The organism is bacterium, assembly GCA_017744355.1.
GTDB lineage: Bacteria > Cyanobacteriota > Sericytochromatia > S15B-MN24 > UBA4093 > JAGIBK01.
Genome location: JAGIBK010000001.1, coordinates 121,916 through 137,282, shown reverse-complemented (window position 1 = coordinate 137,282; position 15,367 = coordinate 121,916). Strand labels below are relative to the sequence as shown.

Annotated in this window: 13 protein-coding genes, 1 tRNA gene and 3 pseudogenes; 8 read left to right on the top strand and 9 right to left on the bottom strand. The window is 63.9% G+C overall.

Annotated features, from left to right (window positions below; translation table 11 throughout):
- Positions 1 to 2 precede the first annotated feature (2 nt).
- The 5 genes from J7643_00765 to J7643_00745 form a co-directional block, all read right to left on the bottom strand.
- Positions 3 to 1,031: a type 2 isopentenyl-diphosphate Delta-isomerase gene (locus J7643_00765; GenBank protein ID MBO9539102.1), complete on the bottom strand. Its 1,029-nt coding sequence runs from the start codon at positions 1,029 to 1,031 to the stop codon at positions 3 to 5.
- Entirely contained in the window at positions 1,028 to 2,020 is a 993-nt protein-coding gene (gene mvk / locus J7643_00760) for a mevalonate kinase (GenBank protein ID MBO9539101.1), read from the bottom strand. The genes J7643_00765 and mvk overlap by 4 nt, the downstream gene beginning before the upstream one ends.
- The gene (locus J7643_00755; protein MBO9539100.1) at positions 2,020 to 3,321 is read right to left on the bottom strand and encodes a hydroxymethylglutaryl-CoA reductase, degradative; all 1,302 of its coding nucleotides are present in this window, start codon (positions 3,319 to 3,321) and stop codon (positions 2,020 to 2,022) included. The genes mvk and J7643_00755 overlap by 1 nt, the downstream gene beginning before the upstream one ends.
- Before the next feature lie 179 nt (positions 3,322 to 3,500).
- Positions 3,501 to 4,514, bottom strand: coding sequence for a sodium:calcium antiporter (locus tag J7643_00750; GenBank protein ID MBO9539099.1), 1,014 nt, complete (start codon positions 4,512 to 4,514; stop codon positions 3,501 to 3,503).
- A gap of 242 nt (positions 4,515 to 4,756) precedes the next feature.
- Entirely contained in the window at positions 4,757 to 6,676 is a 1,920-nt protein-coding gene (locus J7643_00745) for an ATP-dependent helicase (protein MBO9539098.1), read from the bottom strand.
- Between the two features lie 102 nt (positions 6,677 to 6,778).
- Here J7643_00745 and J7643_00740 point away from each other — a divergent pair, with 102 nt between their 5' ends.
- The 6 genes from J7643_00740 to J7643_00715 all read left to right on the top strand — a co-directional run bounded on the left by J7643_00740 (position 6,779) and on the right by J7643_00715 (position 11,570).
- Positions 6,779 to 7,231 carry a YaaR family protein gene (locus tag J7643_00740; protein MBO9539097.1) on the top strand — a complete coding sequence of 151 codons (453 nt, stop codon included), beginning with the start codon at positions 6,779 to 6,781 and terminating at the stop codon, positions 7,229 to 7,231.
- A gap of 106 nt (positions 7,232 to 7,337) precedes the next feature.
- The gene (locus J7643_00735) at positions 7,338 to 8,648 is read left to right on the top strand and encodes a tetratricopeptide repeat protein (GenBank protein MBO9539096.1); all 1,311 of its coding nucleotides are present in this window, start codon (positions 7,338 to 7,340) and stop codon (positions 8,646 to 8,648) included.
- The gene (locus J7643_00730; GenBank protein MBO9539095.1) at positions 8,645 to 9,538 is read left to right on the top strand and encodes a hypothetical protein; all 894 of its coding nucleotides are present in this window, start codon (positions 8,645 to 8,647) and stop codon (positions 9,536 to 9,538) included. The genes J7643_00735 and J7643_00730 overlap by 4 nt, the downstream gene beginning before the upstream one ends.
- Before the next feature lie 127 nt (positions 9,539 to 9,665).
- On the top strand, positions 9,666 to 10,499 hold the full coding sequence (locus tag J7643_00725) for a cyanophycinase (protein MBO9539094.1): 834 nt from the start codon (positions 9,666 to 9,668) through the stop codon (positions 10,497 to 10,499).
- A gap of 186 nt (positions 10,500 to 10,685) precedes the next feature.
- A tRNA-Pro gene (locus J7643_00720) sits at positions 10,686 to 10,759 on the top strand.
- 151 nt (positions 10,760 to 10,910) lie between these two features.
- Positions 10,911 to 11,570 (top strand): hypothetical protein, encoded by a 660-nt coding sequence (locus J7643_00715; GenBank protein MBO9539093.1) that lies wholly within the window; start codon positions 10,911 to 10,913, stop codon positions 11,568 to 11,570.
- 83 nt (positions 11,571 to 11,653) lie between these two features.
- On the opposite strand, the pseudogene J7643_00710 reads toward J7643_00715, so the two are convergent.
- From J7643_00710 to J7643_00700, 3 pseudogenes are all read right to left on the bottom strand, one after another.
- Positions 11,654 to 12,432, bottom strand: a pseudogene (locus J7643_00710) (IS5 family transposase).
- Positions 12,433 to 12,558: 126 nt separating this feature from the next.
- Positions 12,559 to 12,684 (bottom strand): annotated as a pseudogene (locus tag J7643_00705) (hypothetical protein).
- A gap of 87 nt (positions 12,685 to 12,771) precedes the next feature.
- A pseudogene (locus tag J7643_00700) lies at positions 12,772 to 12,951 on the bottom strand (helix-turn-helix domain-containing protein).
- Between the two features lie 474 nt (positions 12,952 to 13,425).
- On the opposite strand from J7643_00700, the gene J7643_00695 reads away from it, so the two are divergent.
- Positions 13,426 to 13,770 carry a winged helix-turn-helix transcriptional regulator gene (locus J7643_00695; protein ID MBO9539092.1) on the top strand — a complete coding sequence of 115 codons (345 nt, stop codon included), beginning with the start codon at positions 13,426 to 13,428 and terminating at the stop codon, positions 13,768 to 13,770.
- 30 nt (positions 13,771 to 13,800) lie between these two features.
- On the top strand, positions 13,801 to 14,316 hold the full coding sequence (locus tag J7643_00690) for an SRPBCC domain-containing protein (GenBank protein ID MBO9539091.1): 516 nt from the start codon (positions 13,801 to 13,803) through the stop codon (positions 14,314 to 14,316).
- Between the two features lie 379 nt (positions 14,317 to 14,695).
- Here the strand turns inward: J7643_00690 and J7643_00685 are convergent, their stop codons facing one another.
- On the bottom strand, positions 14,696 to 15,346 hold the full coding sequence (locus J7643_00685; GenBank protein MBO9539090.1) for a dihydrofolate reductase family protein: 651 nt from the start codon (positions 15,344 to 15,346) through the stop codon (positions 14,696 to 14,698).
- Between the last annotated feature and the right edge of the window lie 21 nt (positions 15,347 to 15,367).

Here is a 15,367-nt window from a genome sequence, read left to right as displayed (position 1 = left end):
GATCAGGAAACCTCTCGGAGGCGGTCGGTCCGCCGGAGTTCGTCGATGGTGCGGCAGCCGAGACAGAACATCACGACCTTGAGCTCGGTCACGAGGCGATGGATCACCGCCTCGACCGCCTCGCTCGACGTGGTGGCCGCTTCGAGGAAAGGATGGGCCGTGGCCGCGAGGTCGGCCCCCAGGGCGAGGGCCTTGGCCACGTCCAGGCCGGTGCGGATCCCGCCCGAGGCGACGAGGGGCGTGTCGGGCAATTCGCGGCGGCAGAGCTTGAGCGATTCGCTGGTGGGCAGGCCCCAGTCCCGGAAGAGCTCGCCGAGGGAGCGCGCCACGTTCGAGGTGGCCCGCAGGCCCTCGATGGCCGCCCACGAGGTGCCACCGGTACCGGCCACGTCGATGGCCGCCACGCCGGCTTCGACCAGACGTCGAGCCGTGTCGGGGGCGATGCCGCTGCCGACCTCCTTGGCGAGGACGGGCACGCCCAGCTCGCGGCAGAGGGTCTCGATCTTGGGCAGGAGGCCCTTGAAGTTGGTGTCCCCCTCGGGCTGCACCACCTCCTGCAAGGGGTTGAGGTGCAGGTAGAGCGCATCCGCCCCCACCGAGCGGACCAGCTCGCGGCAGGTCTCGACGTCGAAGCCGTAGTTGAGCTGGACGGCCCCCACGTTGCCGATGAGGAAGACGTCCGGGGCCACGTCGCGGACCAGAAAGCTATCGAGCGTCTCGGGACGCTCCCGGGTGATGCGCTGGGACCCGAGGCCCATGGGCACGTTCATCCGCTGGGCCGCCTGGGCCAGGTTGCGGTTGATGGTCCGTCCCCGCTCGAGGCCGCCGGTCATCGAGGAGATGAGCAAGGGGGCTGCGAAGGTGCGGCCGAGGAATTTCGTCTCGGTGCTGATCTCGGCGAAGTCGAGCTCGGGGAGCGCCTGGTGGATGAAGACGTAGCGGTCGAAGCCGGTACGGACCGAGCGGGCCTGGACGTCCTCTTCCAGGCTGACGCGAATGTGGTCTTCCTTGCGCGCTTCGATGGGGTTCATCGGGGGGCATCCCTTTCAATCAAGTACTGCGTCGGCCAGGCGGTCACGGCCCCTGCCTCGATCATGGCCTGGGCCACCTCGCCCAGCTGCGAAATCGGCGCCAGGGCGATCGCGCACCCGCCGCCGCCCGCGCCGGAGAGCTTGGCGCCGAAGGCACCCGCCTCGCAGGCCGCGCGGACCATGGCATCCAGGCGCGGCGTGCTGACGCCGAGCCGAGCCAGCAAGTCGTGGGCGCGGCTCAGCTCGCGGCCGAGCGCCGGGATGTCACCGCATTCGAGCAGCTCGGCGACCAGATCGGCCACCTCACCGAGGGTATTCAGCGCCTCGCGCCGGGCGGGATCCGCCTCGATGCCGGCCTTGACCTGGGCCACCATGCGGCCCGTGCCGCTCGATTGGCCCGAGTCGGCCACGACCAGGCCGAAGGGCTCCTGGACCTCCAGGTCGATCGGGGCGTGGTCGCGCACGAAACGGATCGGTCCCTCGGCGGCCACCGTCGTCGGGTCGAGGCCCGACGAGGTGCCGTGGGCGATCGCCTCGGCCTTGGTCGCAAGCATCCTCAGCAGCGACGGCGGCACGGTGCGGCCGTGGAAGGAGAAGGTGGCACGGATGGCGGCGACGGCGATCGCAGCACTGCTGCCGAGACCGGCCCCCGCCGGGATACCGCTCGACAGCACGAGCTCGAAGGGCTTGAGATCACCACCGAGCCGGGTAAGCGCCTCCAGCGCGCCGCGCACCGCTTCGGCCACCGGCTGCAGGGGACGCGCGGTGGGAGCGTACTCGGTCCCGTCCAGGTTCAGGCGGGCGGCAAGGTCCGGGTAGCGATCCGAGCGGATGGTCACGCCCGAGCTCGCCGGGCGCGCCTCGCCCGCCGCCATGATGGCGGGGAAGGGCAGAGCGACGGCGGGATGGCCGTGGACCACCGCATGCTCGCCGGCCAGGATGACCTTGGCTGGGGCGTGCGCGCGGGCCTTTTCGGCAGGGGCGCTCATCAGAGGGCGCCCTTTGCCTCGTACCGCGCGAGCAGCTCGGCCGCCTTGGCCACCTTGATGTCCTTGGCCTCGACCAGGGCCTGGGCGATGACCTCGACCAGCTCGCCGCGAGCGCCGGCGGTGACCGCCACCGAGCGGGCGTGCAGGGCCATGTGACCCTTCTGGATGCCCACGGTCGCAAGGGCCCGCAGCGCCGCCATGTTCTGGGCGAGGCCGACCGCCACGGTCACCTCGGCCAGCTCGCGGGCAGTGCGGACGCGCAGGAACTTGAGCGCGACCTGGGCCATGGGGTGCATCTGGATCGACCCGCCCACGATGCCCACCGGCATCGGCAGCTCGATCTTGCCGACCAGATTGCCCTCTTCGTCCTTGGACCAGTGGGCCATGGGGCCGTAGATCCCGTCCTTGGCGGCGTAGGCGTGGGCACCGGCCTCGATGGCGCGCCAGTCGTTGCCCGTTGCGATCACGACCGCGTCGATGCCGTTCATGACGCCCTTGTTGTTGGTCACCGCGCGATAGACGTCAGAGGCGGCGAACTCGTAGGCCTTCACGATGCCGTCCACGACCTCTTCGCCCGAGAACTCGTCGGTTTCGAGGACCTTGGCGGGGATCTTGCAGGTGGCCCAGGCCATGCAGGTGTCGGTGTAGTTGGAGAGGATGCGCAGGTGGACCTTGCCGCCGGTCAGCTGCTCGACGATGGGGGCGATGCCCTCGACCATCGTGTTGATGGTGTTGGCGCCCATGGCGTCCTGGGTGTCGATCATCAGGTGCAGGACCAGCATGGTGCTGTAGGCCGAGAGCGGATTGTCGTTGAGGATCCGCGCTTCGAGGTCGATGGCGCCGCCGCCGCGCTTGACCATGTTGGGCGAGAAGGCGTTCGCCGCCGAGATCAGGTCGTCCTTGGCGCCGAGCACCGCGTTCTTGGCCGCGCGGAAGTCCTTGCAGCCTACCACCTGGATCTGGCCGATCATCACGCGCCGGGTGCTGCCCGCGCGGAAACCGCCGCCCTCGCGGACGAGCTTGGCCATGTACGAGCAGGAGGCGACCACCGAGGGCTCCTCGATGGCCATGGGCACGATGTATTCCTTCTCGTTGATGAGGAAGTTCAGCGCGACCCCGATGGGCAGCGAGTAGATGCCCACCGCGTTCTCGACCATCTTGTCGGCATCGGCCATGTTCAGGGCGCCATGCGATCGCAGCGCGTCGATCTCCTCGCGCGTCAACTCGTAAGTCTCGGCGAGCTTGTCGATGCGCTCATCGACGGAGAGGCGGTAGAAACCGGCGATGCGGGAGCTTTTCATAGCGACTGTTGGCAGCTTTCTTGAGGGAACGGCTTGAGGGGCGGGGCACCCAACCTACAACCCAGGCTTATTCTACCATCCCTGCTTTCCCGAGATCCCTCTTGCCTCATAAAAACAGGGATGAATCAGCCCGCAGGTGGGGCCGATTCATCCCGTCGGATGGGAAGCGATCCAGCGCGCTAGATCTTGAAGACGAAGACCCCGATCAAGAAGGCCGCGTAGAACAGCCCCCCGAGCATCAGCGAGAAGGCCGTGATGCCCTTCTTGCGGGAGACCTCCCAGTAGAGGACGGCGGCGGCGATAACGGCGATCGCCGCGCTGAACAGGCTGTCGCGGCCGAGCTCCCAGGGGGTCAGCCACAGGCCCACGGCGACGGGGATGCAGCTCTGGAAGACCATCGCGCCGGTGATGTTGCCCAAAGCGAGGGTGTCCTTCTTGACCCGGACCCACATGACGCTGTTGAACTTCTCGGGCAGCTCGGTGGCGATGGGCGTGACGACCAGCGAGAGGATCAGGGGCGAGATGTTGAAGGCATGGGCCAGGTGGCCGATCTCGTGGACGAAGAAGTGGGCGCCGATCATGATGCCGAGCAAGCTGAAGATGATCTGGGCGACCACCACCCCGAGCTTGGGCTCACCCTTGCGGTAGAAGTACAGCGGGGCGATGTTATCGCCGAGCTCGCCGGGCTCCTGCAGGGTCTTGTAGACGTAGTAGCCGTAGAGACCCAAGAGGACGAAGCCCAGGGCCACCTTGACGGCGTGGCTCGGGATGAACGACGCCAGGATGATCGCGGGGTAGGTCATCAGGAAGAAGCGCAGGTCGCGCTTCATGACCTTGGTGTCGGCGAGGACTTTCTCGTCGCGGCGGCCCTGACGGGTGAAGACCACGATGGCAGCACCCGTGATGAAGAGGGCGAGGGTCCCCAGCATGAAGGGAGCGCCCACGATGGCGCCGATACCGATGTCGGTCCCGGCATGAGTCCCGCCGGCGTCCTTGGCGAACCAGGCACCTGCGATCGCGATGATCGGGATGATCGTCTCGGGCAGGGCCGTACCGACGGCGGCGAGCACGCTACCGACCGCGCCCTCCGAGAGGTTGAGCTTCTTGCCGAACCACTCGATGGCGTTGGTGAAGGCCTCGCAAGCGAGGATGATGCCGCCCATCGAGAGCAAGACCCAGAACAAGCTTAAAATGATATCCACACGACCTCCGCAACAAAAAAGGGAGCAAGACTCGCCTTGCGTGCAATCGGCACGCAACGGCGAAGGTCTTGCTCCCGAGACAGTGTTATCTCGTCGATAGGACCGAGGGCGTTTGAGCCCCGGGCTTGTCGGCCCCATCGTCCGGCTAAAACCGGCGGCTACTCCCCTTCATCCAGGGATTCTGCGGTTGAGCGTACCGGAAGGACGCCCATCCCGTCAAGCTGCTATCGCGCTCACGTCGCCTTGGGGCCGCTCATCATCTCGTTGAGGAAGCGGCTCGGCACCACGGACTTCTTCTGACCGAAGCTGCTGCGCTCATGGCAGTGGCTGAGCTGCAGGAAGCGGCGCGCGCGGGTGATGGCCACGTAGCAGAGGCGCCGCTCCTCGGCGAGGTTGCCCTCGTCGAGCGCGACCTGGTAAGGCAAGGTCGCCTCCTCCATGCCGATCACGAAGACCGCATCCCACTCCAGGCCCTTGCTCGAGTGGATGGTCAGCAGCTGGACGGCCTCGTTCTTCTTGGCCTTCTTGGGCCGCATCTGCTGGTCGATGGTGTTGAACAAGTCGTAGAGGCTCTTGGGGGCCCAGCGCGACACCTGCTCGTGGAAGGTTGAGAGGCAGTCGAGCTTCTGGCGGGCCTGCTCGCCCTTCTTGCCCTGCAGGGTGTCGCGGTAGCGGGTCTGCTCGAGGATCTTGAGCACCAAATCCGCGATGGGGCCCCGGTACTGGCGCCAGCCGACCACCATCCGGATCGCGTGGATCACGAGGTTGCGCTGCTGGATGCTGCCCAAAGGCAGGCGATCCGCAAGCTCCGCAGCGGCCCACAGGGAGCCTTCCCGACGCTCGGCTTCGACCTTGAGGATGGACATGGCGTCCTTGGAGACCCCCAGGCGCCGCAGCAGGCCCTCGAAGGCCACCTCGACGAGCGGGTGGGGCTTGGGCAGGGCCAAGCGCAGGAAGTTGAGCATGTCCTGGATCTCGGCCTGGTCGTAGAAGCTGCCGCTCTTCTTCACCACGAAGGGGATCTCGGCCTCGACCAGCGCCGAGATGATCGGCAGGGCCTGGGCGTGGGTCCGGTAGAGGACGGCGATCTCCTCGGGCGGCGTGCCTTCGAGGAAGAGCTCCTTGATGGCCTCGATCATGGCCGAGGCCTCGTTGAACTGGTCGAGCACCTTGAGGTTGCGGATCCGCTGACCGTCCTTGGTGCGCGCCGCCTTGATGGTCTTCTTGATCTGCTTGGCGTTGAAGGCGATCAGGTTGTTGGCGAGCTTGATGATGCCTGGCGTCGAGCGGTAGTTGGTTTCCAGGTAGATCGACTTGGCCTGCGGGTAGTCCCGGGTGAAGCTCAGGATGTTGTCGATGTCGGCGGCGCGGAAGCCGTAGATCCCCTGCGCGTCGTCACCCACGGCGAAGAGGTTGTCCTGGGGAGCGGAGAGCTGGCGCAAGAGGGTGTACTGGGCGCGGTTGGTGTCCTGGTACTCGTCGACCAGCACGTGGGTGTAGCGCGCCTGGATCTCGCGGCGCACGTCGTCCTGGGTGAGCAAGAGGTCCACCGACAGCCGGATCTGGTCGTCGAAGTCGATGAGGTTCTGCTGCATCAGGCGGAGCTGGTAGGCCTTGTACAGGTCCGCCATCCGCGCCTCGTTGGGGTCCGCCGAGAGGCGGTTGACCCGGTTGGGCTCGGTGAGGGTGGCTTTCGCCAGCGAGATGTAGGCGCCCAGCTCCTCGTACTTGATGTCCATGGCGTCCTGCTCGCGCAACAGGACGTCGAACAGGGCGCGCTGGGTGCCTTCGAGCAAGAGGTGCGGCTTGTCCACGGTGTAGCCGAGACGCCGGTAGTTGCCCTCGAGCAGCTTGAGGCCCAGTGAGTTGAAGGTCGCCACCGTCATGCGGCTCGCGATGTCCTTGGAGCCGATCTGCTTGGCCAGGCGCTGGGTCATCTCGGTGGAGGCCTTCTTGGTGAAGGTCACCGCCAGGATCTGCTCGGGGCGCACCCCGTTCTGGAGCAGGTAGGCCAGGCGCCGGGTCAGGACCGTGGTCTTGCCCGAACCGGGAGCAGCGATGACCAGCACGGGGCCGTTGATCGTCGTCACGGCCGCCGCCTGATCGGCATTGAGGCCCTGAAGCAACGGAGACATCAGCGCAAGCTGGGACATGGCAACCTCTCGAACGGAATGGGGAAGCTCGATCCTAGCAAATTCGCGCGGTTCAAAACAAGCGATAGTCCTTTGCGAATCCTTAACAGGGATTCAGGGTATATGCCCGGTATGATCCGCATCGGCGAAATGTTTCCCAACGAGCCCGGCAAGGGCCTCGGCCCGCTCGGGCCTGGCTCGGCGCGCGCGGCGAACCCCTTGGGCACCTTCGCCCAGCAGTTCGAGGCCACCCGCTCGGCCCAGCAGCCCCAGAGCGTCGAGGCCTTCATCGCCGACGTGGACACGCAGGCCAAGCTGCTGCTCAAGAGCCCGACCCCCGCGCACGTGGCGCACTTCCGCGACGCGATCCGACGCTTCCTCAAGTCGATCAACGACAAGCTCGGCAAGATGGAGAAGCGCACCGACCGGCGCAACCGGACGCTGCTGATCCTCAAGCAATTGGACGACAAGCTCGCCGCGCTCACCGACAGCATCCTGAACGGACAGGCGCAAGCCATCGACATCGCCGCCTCCATCAACGAGATCCGGGGCTTGCTGCTCGACCTGCTGATCTAACCCTCTGCAAAAATAAGGCCTAGTCGTCTCTTTTTTTGGACCGCATCGCCGGTTTAGAATGGCGTCCTATGGCCATCCTGACGATTACTGCTTGCTCAAAACGCGCATGAGACCACTCATCAGCGCCTTCATCGATCGCGAGATCGCAGACGTCCAGAGCCTCGAGGCTGCCCTGCGGCAAGAGCTGGAAGGCAAGAGCATCGACGAGAAGGGCGTCGCCCTGCGCCACGGCGTTTCCCAGGCCCACCTGCGCCGCGGCAGTTGCCGGCGCGAGCTGGCCCTCGGCGTGCTCTCGCGGCTGCTCGCGGAGCTATGCATGGCGCGCGGCGACTTCGCCGGGGCGCTCACCCACTTCGGGGTGGCCAGCCGCGAGCTCGCCCAGGCCCTCACCGCCGCCGAGCGCGCCAAGCTGTCGCTGGACCAGGCCTGGGTCTACCACTACCTGGGCAACTACCCGACCAGCCTCGATCTCGGCGCCGAGGCCCAGCGCACCCTCGGCAGCGAGGCGAACCCGGCCCTCGAAGGCCTCGCGCACAGCCTGCGCGGGATCAACTTCTACCGTCTCGGGCGCCTGGACGAAGCGCTCGGGGCCCACGCCGCGGCCCTCGCTCAGCGCAAGCAGGCCAACGACCTCGCAGGCCAGGCGGCGAGCCTCAACAACCTGGGCAACGTCCATCTGGATCGGGGCGACTGGGAGGAAGCGGATCGCTGCTACCACGAGAGCCTCGGCTACTACCGCAAGCTGAAGCTTCCCGATCGCGAGGCGTCGCTCGAGAACAACCTGGGGAACCTCGCGGCCAACCGGGGTGACTTCCGCGAGGCCGAAGCCCACCACGCCCGCGCACTCGCGCTGCGCAACCAGCTCGGTGATCGCTTCGGGTCCGGCGCCTCGCGCTGCGCGCTCGCGTGCGCCTGGCTACGAGCGGGCAAGATCCCCGAGGCGATCGAGGGCTTCCGGCGCGGGCTGCGGCTCATCGAGGTCTCAGGCGCGGCCGAGCTGAGGACCGAGGGGCTCATCGGGCTCGCGCAGGCCCTGATGGTTGCGGGCGAGACCGACGAAGCGCGGCAGCAGCTGCGCCAGGCACTGGAAGACGCCCGCCGCACCCGCAACGTCCTCCAGCAGGGCGCCGCTCACCTGTTGCTCGCGCGCCTGGAGCGACTCGCGGGCAATCTGAGCGAATCACAAGAGGCTCTCGGGCTCGCGCTCAACCATTTGGAGCACGTGGGCTCACGCTTCGAGATCGCCCGAGGCCACCTGGAGACCGCCCACCTGCAACTCGCGCGCAAGCAGCGCGATCGCGCCCGCGAGAGCCTGATGCTGGCCTTGCATGAGTTCGAGCAACTGGGCGCCAAGCCTGAGCGCGTCGAGGCTCTCGCCCTCGAAGCACGCCTCGCGACAAGGGAAGCGAGCCGGTGAAACAGGCACATTTCCTCGGTTACGGGTTACTCACCCTGCTGTTCCTCGGCGCCTGCGGTCAACCGACAGCCACCCCACCGAGCGGTGCCGGTCACATCGAGGGTCAGGTCGTGCTGCCTCCCGCCTTCACCAACGGCACCCCCTTCACCCAGAGCACGCCCTTTACCAACAGCATCCCCCTGAAGCCGCTCGACGCCCGAGGGATTGCAACCACCTTGCCCGACGTGCAGACCGTCGAAGCGATCGATCCGGCAAGCGGCCGCGTGCTCGCGCAAGCGCGCACCAGCCCCGAGGGCCGCTTCAGCCTGGCGCTCCCTCCTGCCTCGCAACCCGTCTTGCTGCAAGTCGTGGTGAAAGACGCCTGGGGGCGTATCTTTGGCCTGATCGCCACCACCACCCAGCCGATGGTCCCCGGCACCCGCACCCTCTCGGCAGGCAGCACCGTCGCGCCGCTCGCGGGGGCCCTCTCGGTAGGCGAAGCCGAGCGTGTGACCTTCGGGGCGGGCTTCGCCGGCGTGCCACGTCCCAAGCTCGCCCGCGTCCTGAAGCAGCTCGACACGCGAACGACCGAGAGAGCCGGCCAAAGCTTCGATGCTCAGTTCCAAGAACTCGCGACCGCCAATGCCTTGATGCGCCAAGTCGCTCAGACGGCCGATCGGCTCGCGGGACAGGCCCTGGCAGGCACAAGCCAGGACCCGGAGGCGATCGGCACGCGCCTCGGGACGGCCCTGACCATGGATACCGAAGCGCCTTCGCCGACGCCGTCACCGCCGAGCGCCACCCCGTCCCCTGCACCTACCCGGCGCCCGTCGCCCAAGCCGACGCGCACCCCTTGGGGCGGCGATGGCCATGCCCCTGCTCTGCCGGCCCCCTGGCCACCGAAACCGTAAGCGCGTTCTCACCTGGCGCGAAAGCCGATGTAATCTCTGGCCTCGCTCCCTGCAACACGGACGGCACATTCCTCTCTTATCCTGGACCTGCCTTCGCGGCGTCGAACCCGCGTGACAGGAGGTTTTCATGCGTCCAGCAGTTGCGATCGCCTGCGCCCTTTGCCTGGTCTCGGCGGCTCACCCCATGCAGGCTGCTGAGGCGCCACGCCGCGCATTTGCAGGAGGGCCCTTCGTCCTCATGAGCGACGGTGCGGACCAAGAGGCGATTGGGCGTCGAATCTTGCAACTCGCAGGTGGTGACAGGGCGCGCCTGGTCATCGTGCCGGCGGCTTCGGAAGCCCCTGGAACCGTCGGCAAGACCTACCAGACCTACTTCAAGCGGCTCGGGGCCAGGGATGTGCAAGTCGTCATCCCCACTGGCGAACCAAGTGCGGCTCAGGCGGCCACCTTCCACCAGGCGACAGGCTTCTTCCTGCCGGGAGGCGATCCCCGCAAGATCCTGAAAACGCTGAGCAAGCCTTCGTGGCAAGGCGCGCTGCAAGGCGCTTGGCGGCGTGGCGCCGTCATCGCGGGGATGGGAAGCGGGGCCATGGTCTGGGGCGACCTTGCGATCCTCGGCAACGAGAAGGCGACCTTCCATCCAATGCTTGGAGCGGGCTTTGGCCTGCTCGAAAGTGCCGTTGTCGATGCCCACTTCACGGATCGAGGGGGCTTCGGGCGCCTGGTCGAAGCGACCGTGCACCGTTCGCCCGTCCTGGGAATTGGCCTCGAGCCAAAGACGGCCCTTGTCGTGACGCCGGATGGGCGGGCAGAGGTTAGCGGCCAGGGCACGGTGACGCTCGTGCGCCCGATGGGGCGCCCAGCGGCAACCAAGCCTCTCTCCATCGCGGACGTGAGGGTGCGCATCCTGGCACCAGGGGAGCAAGCCGAACTGCTGGGGGAAGCGGTCTTTGGGATTTGATTGCCCCCGGCCCTCTGTGCGTAAGGGTTTCCGCCGATAGGATCCCGCAAGGCGAGATGTTTTCTCATTTTCCCACGAACTTCCCCCTTGCCAATCGTGGGTCAGTTTGTTATATTCAATTTGCTTGGTCAAACCAAGCATAACCCCAGTTAACTAAATGGTTAACAAATTTCCGAAACATAATTTCGGGGCGTAGCGCAGCTTGGTAGCGCACCACTTTGGGGTAGTGGGGGTCGTGGGTTCGAATCCCGCCGCTCCGACTCCTCGCAAGAGGATAGAATAGACGGCCAGCCTGGCTTCTACGGGCTGGCCGTCTTTCTTTTTCCGCGGTTATAGAGTTCTGGCTAACCCGACTTTCGGGAACCTGGTCACATCGGGTTCGAAAACAGACCTTAGAGGAATTAAAACTCTATGACAGCTTCATCGAGATCAGACATCACGATGCTTGGAACAGGGTTGTCAGACCGCACAGCCCAACTCTGGCGCGATTACCTTGAACGCGAAGCTCGCAATGACAAGCGCGCCTGGAAAGTGACGCTGGATGCTTTCCTTCAAGAGCTAACATCGCAACCATTGGTGCAGCAACAGGCTTGGGCGGAAAACTTTTGCAGCGTCGTACTGGCTCACTCCCAACAACCGGCCTTCAAGCTCAGACACCCGCTAACTCTGCACCTTGTCAAGCTGTTGATTCCGGAAGCAAAGTCCAACAACCCTCGGGCCGTGAGGTGGCTTGGCCAGCTTGAGCACAACCATGAAGTACACGCACTTCTGGTCGCGAACGGGCTCCCGGATAGCGCTCTTGAGCTGTTCGAACTGGCAATTGCACTTGACCCCGAAGATCTACTTTCCCGAGACTGGTACATCTCCGGAAGGTTGCAGTGGCTGTGGCACGACTATGGTCACCTAACGTGTTCGTGCTGTCCCCATCCTGACCAAGACGGGGTGACAAAGCACTTGCGGGGGCTCCTCAAGCACCTTGCCGATTTGGATCGCTATCGAAATGACGACAAGCTGCCAGACCTTGGCGCATCTATCGATGAGTTGGAAGCCCTCGTCCGATCACACCTCTGACGAACAGGCGAGCCACATTCTAATTCCCAATGAGGCACTCTTTCCCAAAGGGAACTCATCCTAGAGGCTGTACGGAAAGCTCCTCAGGCGATCCTCCTAAGCATTAGATTGACCATGGCCATGTAGATGAGGGCCTCCTCGGTTTCGGGGAGGCCCTCGTAGTCCTTGCTGAGCCTTCGGTTTCTTCCTAACCAGGCAAATGTGCGCTCCACAACCCAACGGCGAGGCAGGATCTCGAAATCAGGACGAGACAATTCCACCTTGCCGTCATCCGCACCGATCCAGGTATGGGGATGCTGCCGGGTCGTCACCCTGACCTCGCAGCCTGGGAACGCGCCTTGCATCCAGGTGACGAATGGCGCACCCGAGTATCCTTGGTCCACCCAGAGCACCTGGAGCCGCCTCAATCTTTCAGCTGGACGAGACAACAGACACCGAGCGCCTTCACGGTCGTTCTGATTGGCGGGATGGACGTGGGCTTTGATCAATAACCCCGTGGTGTCCACCGCAAGGTGACGCTTCCTGCCAGATAGCTGCTTGGCTCCGTCGTAACCCCGGGCCCCCCTTTTTCGGTCGTCTTCGCCGATTGGCTATCGACGACGGCTCCCGTGGGGTCGGGGTTCTTTCCGGCGAGGACTCTCAGGCGTTGAGCGAGCACGGCGTTGATCCGCTCCCAGAGCCCCTGGTCCCGCCACGCTCGGAAGTAGTCGTAGACCGTGGTGTAGGGCGGAAAATCGTGCGGCAGCATCCTCCAGGAGCACCCAGCGCGCAAGACGTAGAGGATCGCGTTGACGATCTCTCGTTTCGGCCATTCCGCCGGACGTCCGCCCGATTTGGCCTGCGGAATCAAGGGTTCGAGCACCGCCCACTCCGCATCCGTGAGATCACTGGGATAGGCCTGATCACGCCCGGGTCCAGGAGCAGGAGACCGTTGCCTGCATCGGTGGGTTCTCGATTGCTTTGAGAATGGCGGACGTGGCTCGCTTTGTTTCTTGCGAGGAATCGGAGCGGTCGAGAACCCCAACTTCTTGAGCTCCCGCCACACGGTCTGGCTACTAATCGTCGTGCCAGTGGCCTCGAGGAACTTCACGTTCAAGGCCTCAATGCTCAGCATGGGGGCTTCCGTCCTGAGCTGGCGCAGGACCTCACGTTCGGATTCCTTGAGTTTTGGTCGCTGACCGCCCCCGTGAGGTTTCGGAGAGACGTCCCCTTCTTCACGGTAGCGGCGGAGGAAGTCTCGCACGGCGCTAACGCTCACGCCGAAGCGATCAGCGACATCCTTATACGTGCCACCTTCGTCGTAGTAGGCGGCGATGATCTGTTCACGCAGGACGAGCTCGTACGCTTTCATGAACAGTAAGATGGCCCCATATGGGGCCATCTTACTTCAGCCATTTTGACCAGCTTCCGCTAGCCTTTCCGTACAGCCTCTAGAAGCAATTCATTAACCAAATCGATAGCCCTTGTGGCATGCAAGGTGTCTCTCGGGTTGACCGTCCCGCCGCTCAGAACGACATCCAGGATGCCACAAGCATCGAGTAAATCAACTGAGACGGCCTGCCTGGCTTCTACAGGCAAGCCGTCTTTGCCTTCGTCCGCCCGGTTTCGCTCAAACTTGGAAACCACTTCGCGGCAGTGACCCCATGCATCCTTGCGACCCCATACCCATCCCCGACCCTCGCATTCGATACTGGATTCGCCGACCCGATCGCTGACTCGTACCAAGAGAGTTTTTTGAATTCAAAATATTCCTTGACAGGAATATTCTCGTGAAAGTATATTCGATACACCAGGAAGATGCCTTCGGGAGGGTGGGATTCCATTCCATCGATCAGGGCGTCATGAGGTGAACCACATGTCGAGGAAAAATCCTGGCGTGACGATGACGACGCTGAGCGCTTTGGCCGAGCCTAATCGCATGCACATCGTCGAGCTCCTACGCGACGGCCCCCTAACCGTGGGGGAAATCGCCGAGCGGTTGGGGCTTCGCCAGCCACAAGCGTCAAAGCATTTGAAAGTGCTTAGCGACAACGGGATCTTGATAGTGAAGGCCGAAGGCAATCGCCGGATCTATCGACTTAAACCTGAACCCTTCCAAGCGCTGGATTCTTGGGTGAATTCATTCCGGCGCCTCATGGAAGATCGTATGGACAATCTGGACGCTTACTTACAAGAAGTTCAGAGCAGAGAACACCCCTAGGCTCACTCAAACGTGGAGGAGGAATTACCAATGTCCAGCAGCGTCATGGAATCGCGAGTGGAGAGCGATAAGGTCCTTGTACTCGAGCGTGTTTTCAACGCGCCGCGCGAGCTCGTTTTCAAGATGTATCAGGACCCCGAGCATCTCAAGCGTTGGTGGGGACCGCGCGGCTGGGAGATTCCGGTTTGCACCGTCGACTTTCGGCCGGGTGGCGTCTGGCACTATTGCATGAAGTGCGTCGATCAAAACCAGGGCCAATTCTTCGGGATGGAATCTTGGGGCAAAGCGATCTACAAGGAAATCGTCGAGCCTGAGAAGATTGTTTACGTCGATTACTTCTCGGATGCTGAAGGCAATGAGAACCCTGCTATGCCGTCGACCGAGGTGACGCTTGAATTTATCGACCTCGGCGGCAAGACGAAGCTCGTGAGCCGCGGGGAATATGTCTCAGCAGAAGCCCTCAAGACCGTCATGGAAATGGGGATGCTGCAGGGCATTACCGAAACGTGGGATCGCCTGGAAGAGCGCCTGAACGCAGTCAAGTAACTGCGGGGAAGCCTCTGAAGACCGATTCCGCTGCTCTTAGCCTCGAGATGCGGCACCAAAGAAACCTGAAGCTCTAAGGCAGGTGATCCGCATCGGGTGGTAAATGGTGGGGTAGCACTCCCGCCGCTCCGACTCCTCGCCAGAGGATAAAATAGACGGCCAGCCTGGATTCTACAGGCTGGCCGTCTTTCTTTGTCATTTTCTCACGACGCTCAATTTGCGATCAGCCGGTGACTTGGGTCTGTTCTAAATAGGTTTAGTCAGTAGGCGGATGCACGGGGCGCTTGGATTCAAGACACCGAGGGCAACGTGTATCGCCCTCGGCGGAAGGAAACAGGCTTGAGGATGAGGGGGCAACTCTCACCCATGCCTGGGAACACTACACCGAGTGTTTCTTGACGATCCGGTAATGCACGGCCGCTTCGGAAGCCTCGAAGCCGGCCACCTGGTAGTCTTTCTCCACCCCCAGACCGCCCAAGAGCCGCTCGCCCTCCCCCACGAAAACCGGCGCCATGACCAGGTGCAGTTCGTCGAGGAGCCGGGCTTTCCAGAAGGCTCGGACCGTAGAGACGCCGCCGTTGACCTTGACGTCCTTGCCGCCGGCTGCGGCCTGGGCGAGCTTCAGGACCTCTTCCGGCGAGCCGTTGACGAAGTGGAAGGAGGTGCCGTTCTCGAATTCCAGGGTGGGCCGGGGATGGTGCGTCATCACGAAGACCGGGTGCTTGAAGGGCGGTTCGTCACCCCACCAGCCCTTCCAGTCCTCGTCGGCCCAGGGGCCGCGAAGGGGGCTGAACATGTTGCGGCCCATGATGGAGGCGCCCACGCCCTCGAAGGCCTTGGCCGCGTAGCTGTCGTCCAGCCCCGTGCTGCCCTTCTCGCCTCCGACCATGGACTGGAAGGTTTGGGTGGGGGTGAACCAGTCCATGATCTGGAACGCGTTTTTGCCGAAAGGTTCGGACTCGCTTTGTTGAAGGCCGGCTCCGAAACCATCCAGGGAACAGGCAAAGGCGCGAACCACGACTTTAGGCATCCAAGATCCTCCGAAGAAACA

Coding starts and splice junctions, on each gene's coding strand:
- J7643_00685 (MBO9539090.1), bottom strand. CDS start 15,346: ATGCCTAAAGTCGTGGTTCGCGCCTTTGCCTGTTCCCTGGATGGTTTC.
- J7643_00690 (MBO9539091.1), top strand. CDS start 13,801: ATGTCCAGCAGCGTCATGGAATCGCGAGTGGAGAGCGATAAGGTCCTT.
- mvk (MBO9539101.1), bottom strand. CDS start 2,020: ATGAGCGCCCCTGCCGAAAAGGCCCGCGCGCACGCCCCAGCCAAGGTC.
- J7643_00765 (MBO9539102.1), bottom strand. CDS start 1,031: ATGAACCCCATCGAAGCGCGCAAGGAAGACCACATTCGCGTCAGCCTG.
- J7643_00695 (MBO9539092.1), top strand. CDS start 13,426: ATGTCGAGGAAAAATCCTGGCGTGACGATGACGACGCTGAGCGCTTTG.
- J7643_00715 (MBO9539093.1), top strand. CDS start 10,911: ATGACAGCTTCATCGAGATCAGACATCACGATGCTTGGAACAGGGTTG.
- J7643_00745 (MBO9539098.1), bottom strand. CDS start 6,676: ATGTCCCAGCTTGCGCTGATGTCTCCGTTGCTTCAGGGCCTCAATGCC.
- J7643_00735 (MBO9539096.1), top strand. CDS start 7,338: ATGAGACCACTCATCAGCGCCTTCATCGATCGCGAGATCGCAGACGTC.
- J7643_00725 (MBO9539094.1), top strand. CDS start 9,666: ATGCGTCCAGCAGTTGCGATCGCCTGCGCCCTTTGCCTGGTCTCGGCG.
- J7643_00740 (MBO9539097.1), top strand. CDS start 6,779: ATGCCCGGTATGATCCGCATCGGCGAAATGTTTCCCAACGAGCCCGGC.
- J7643_00755 (MBO9539100.1), bottom strand. CDS start 3,321: ATGAAAAGCTCCCGCATCGCCGGTTTCTACCGCCTCTCCGTCGATGAG.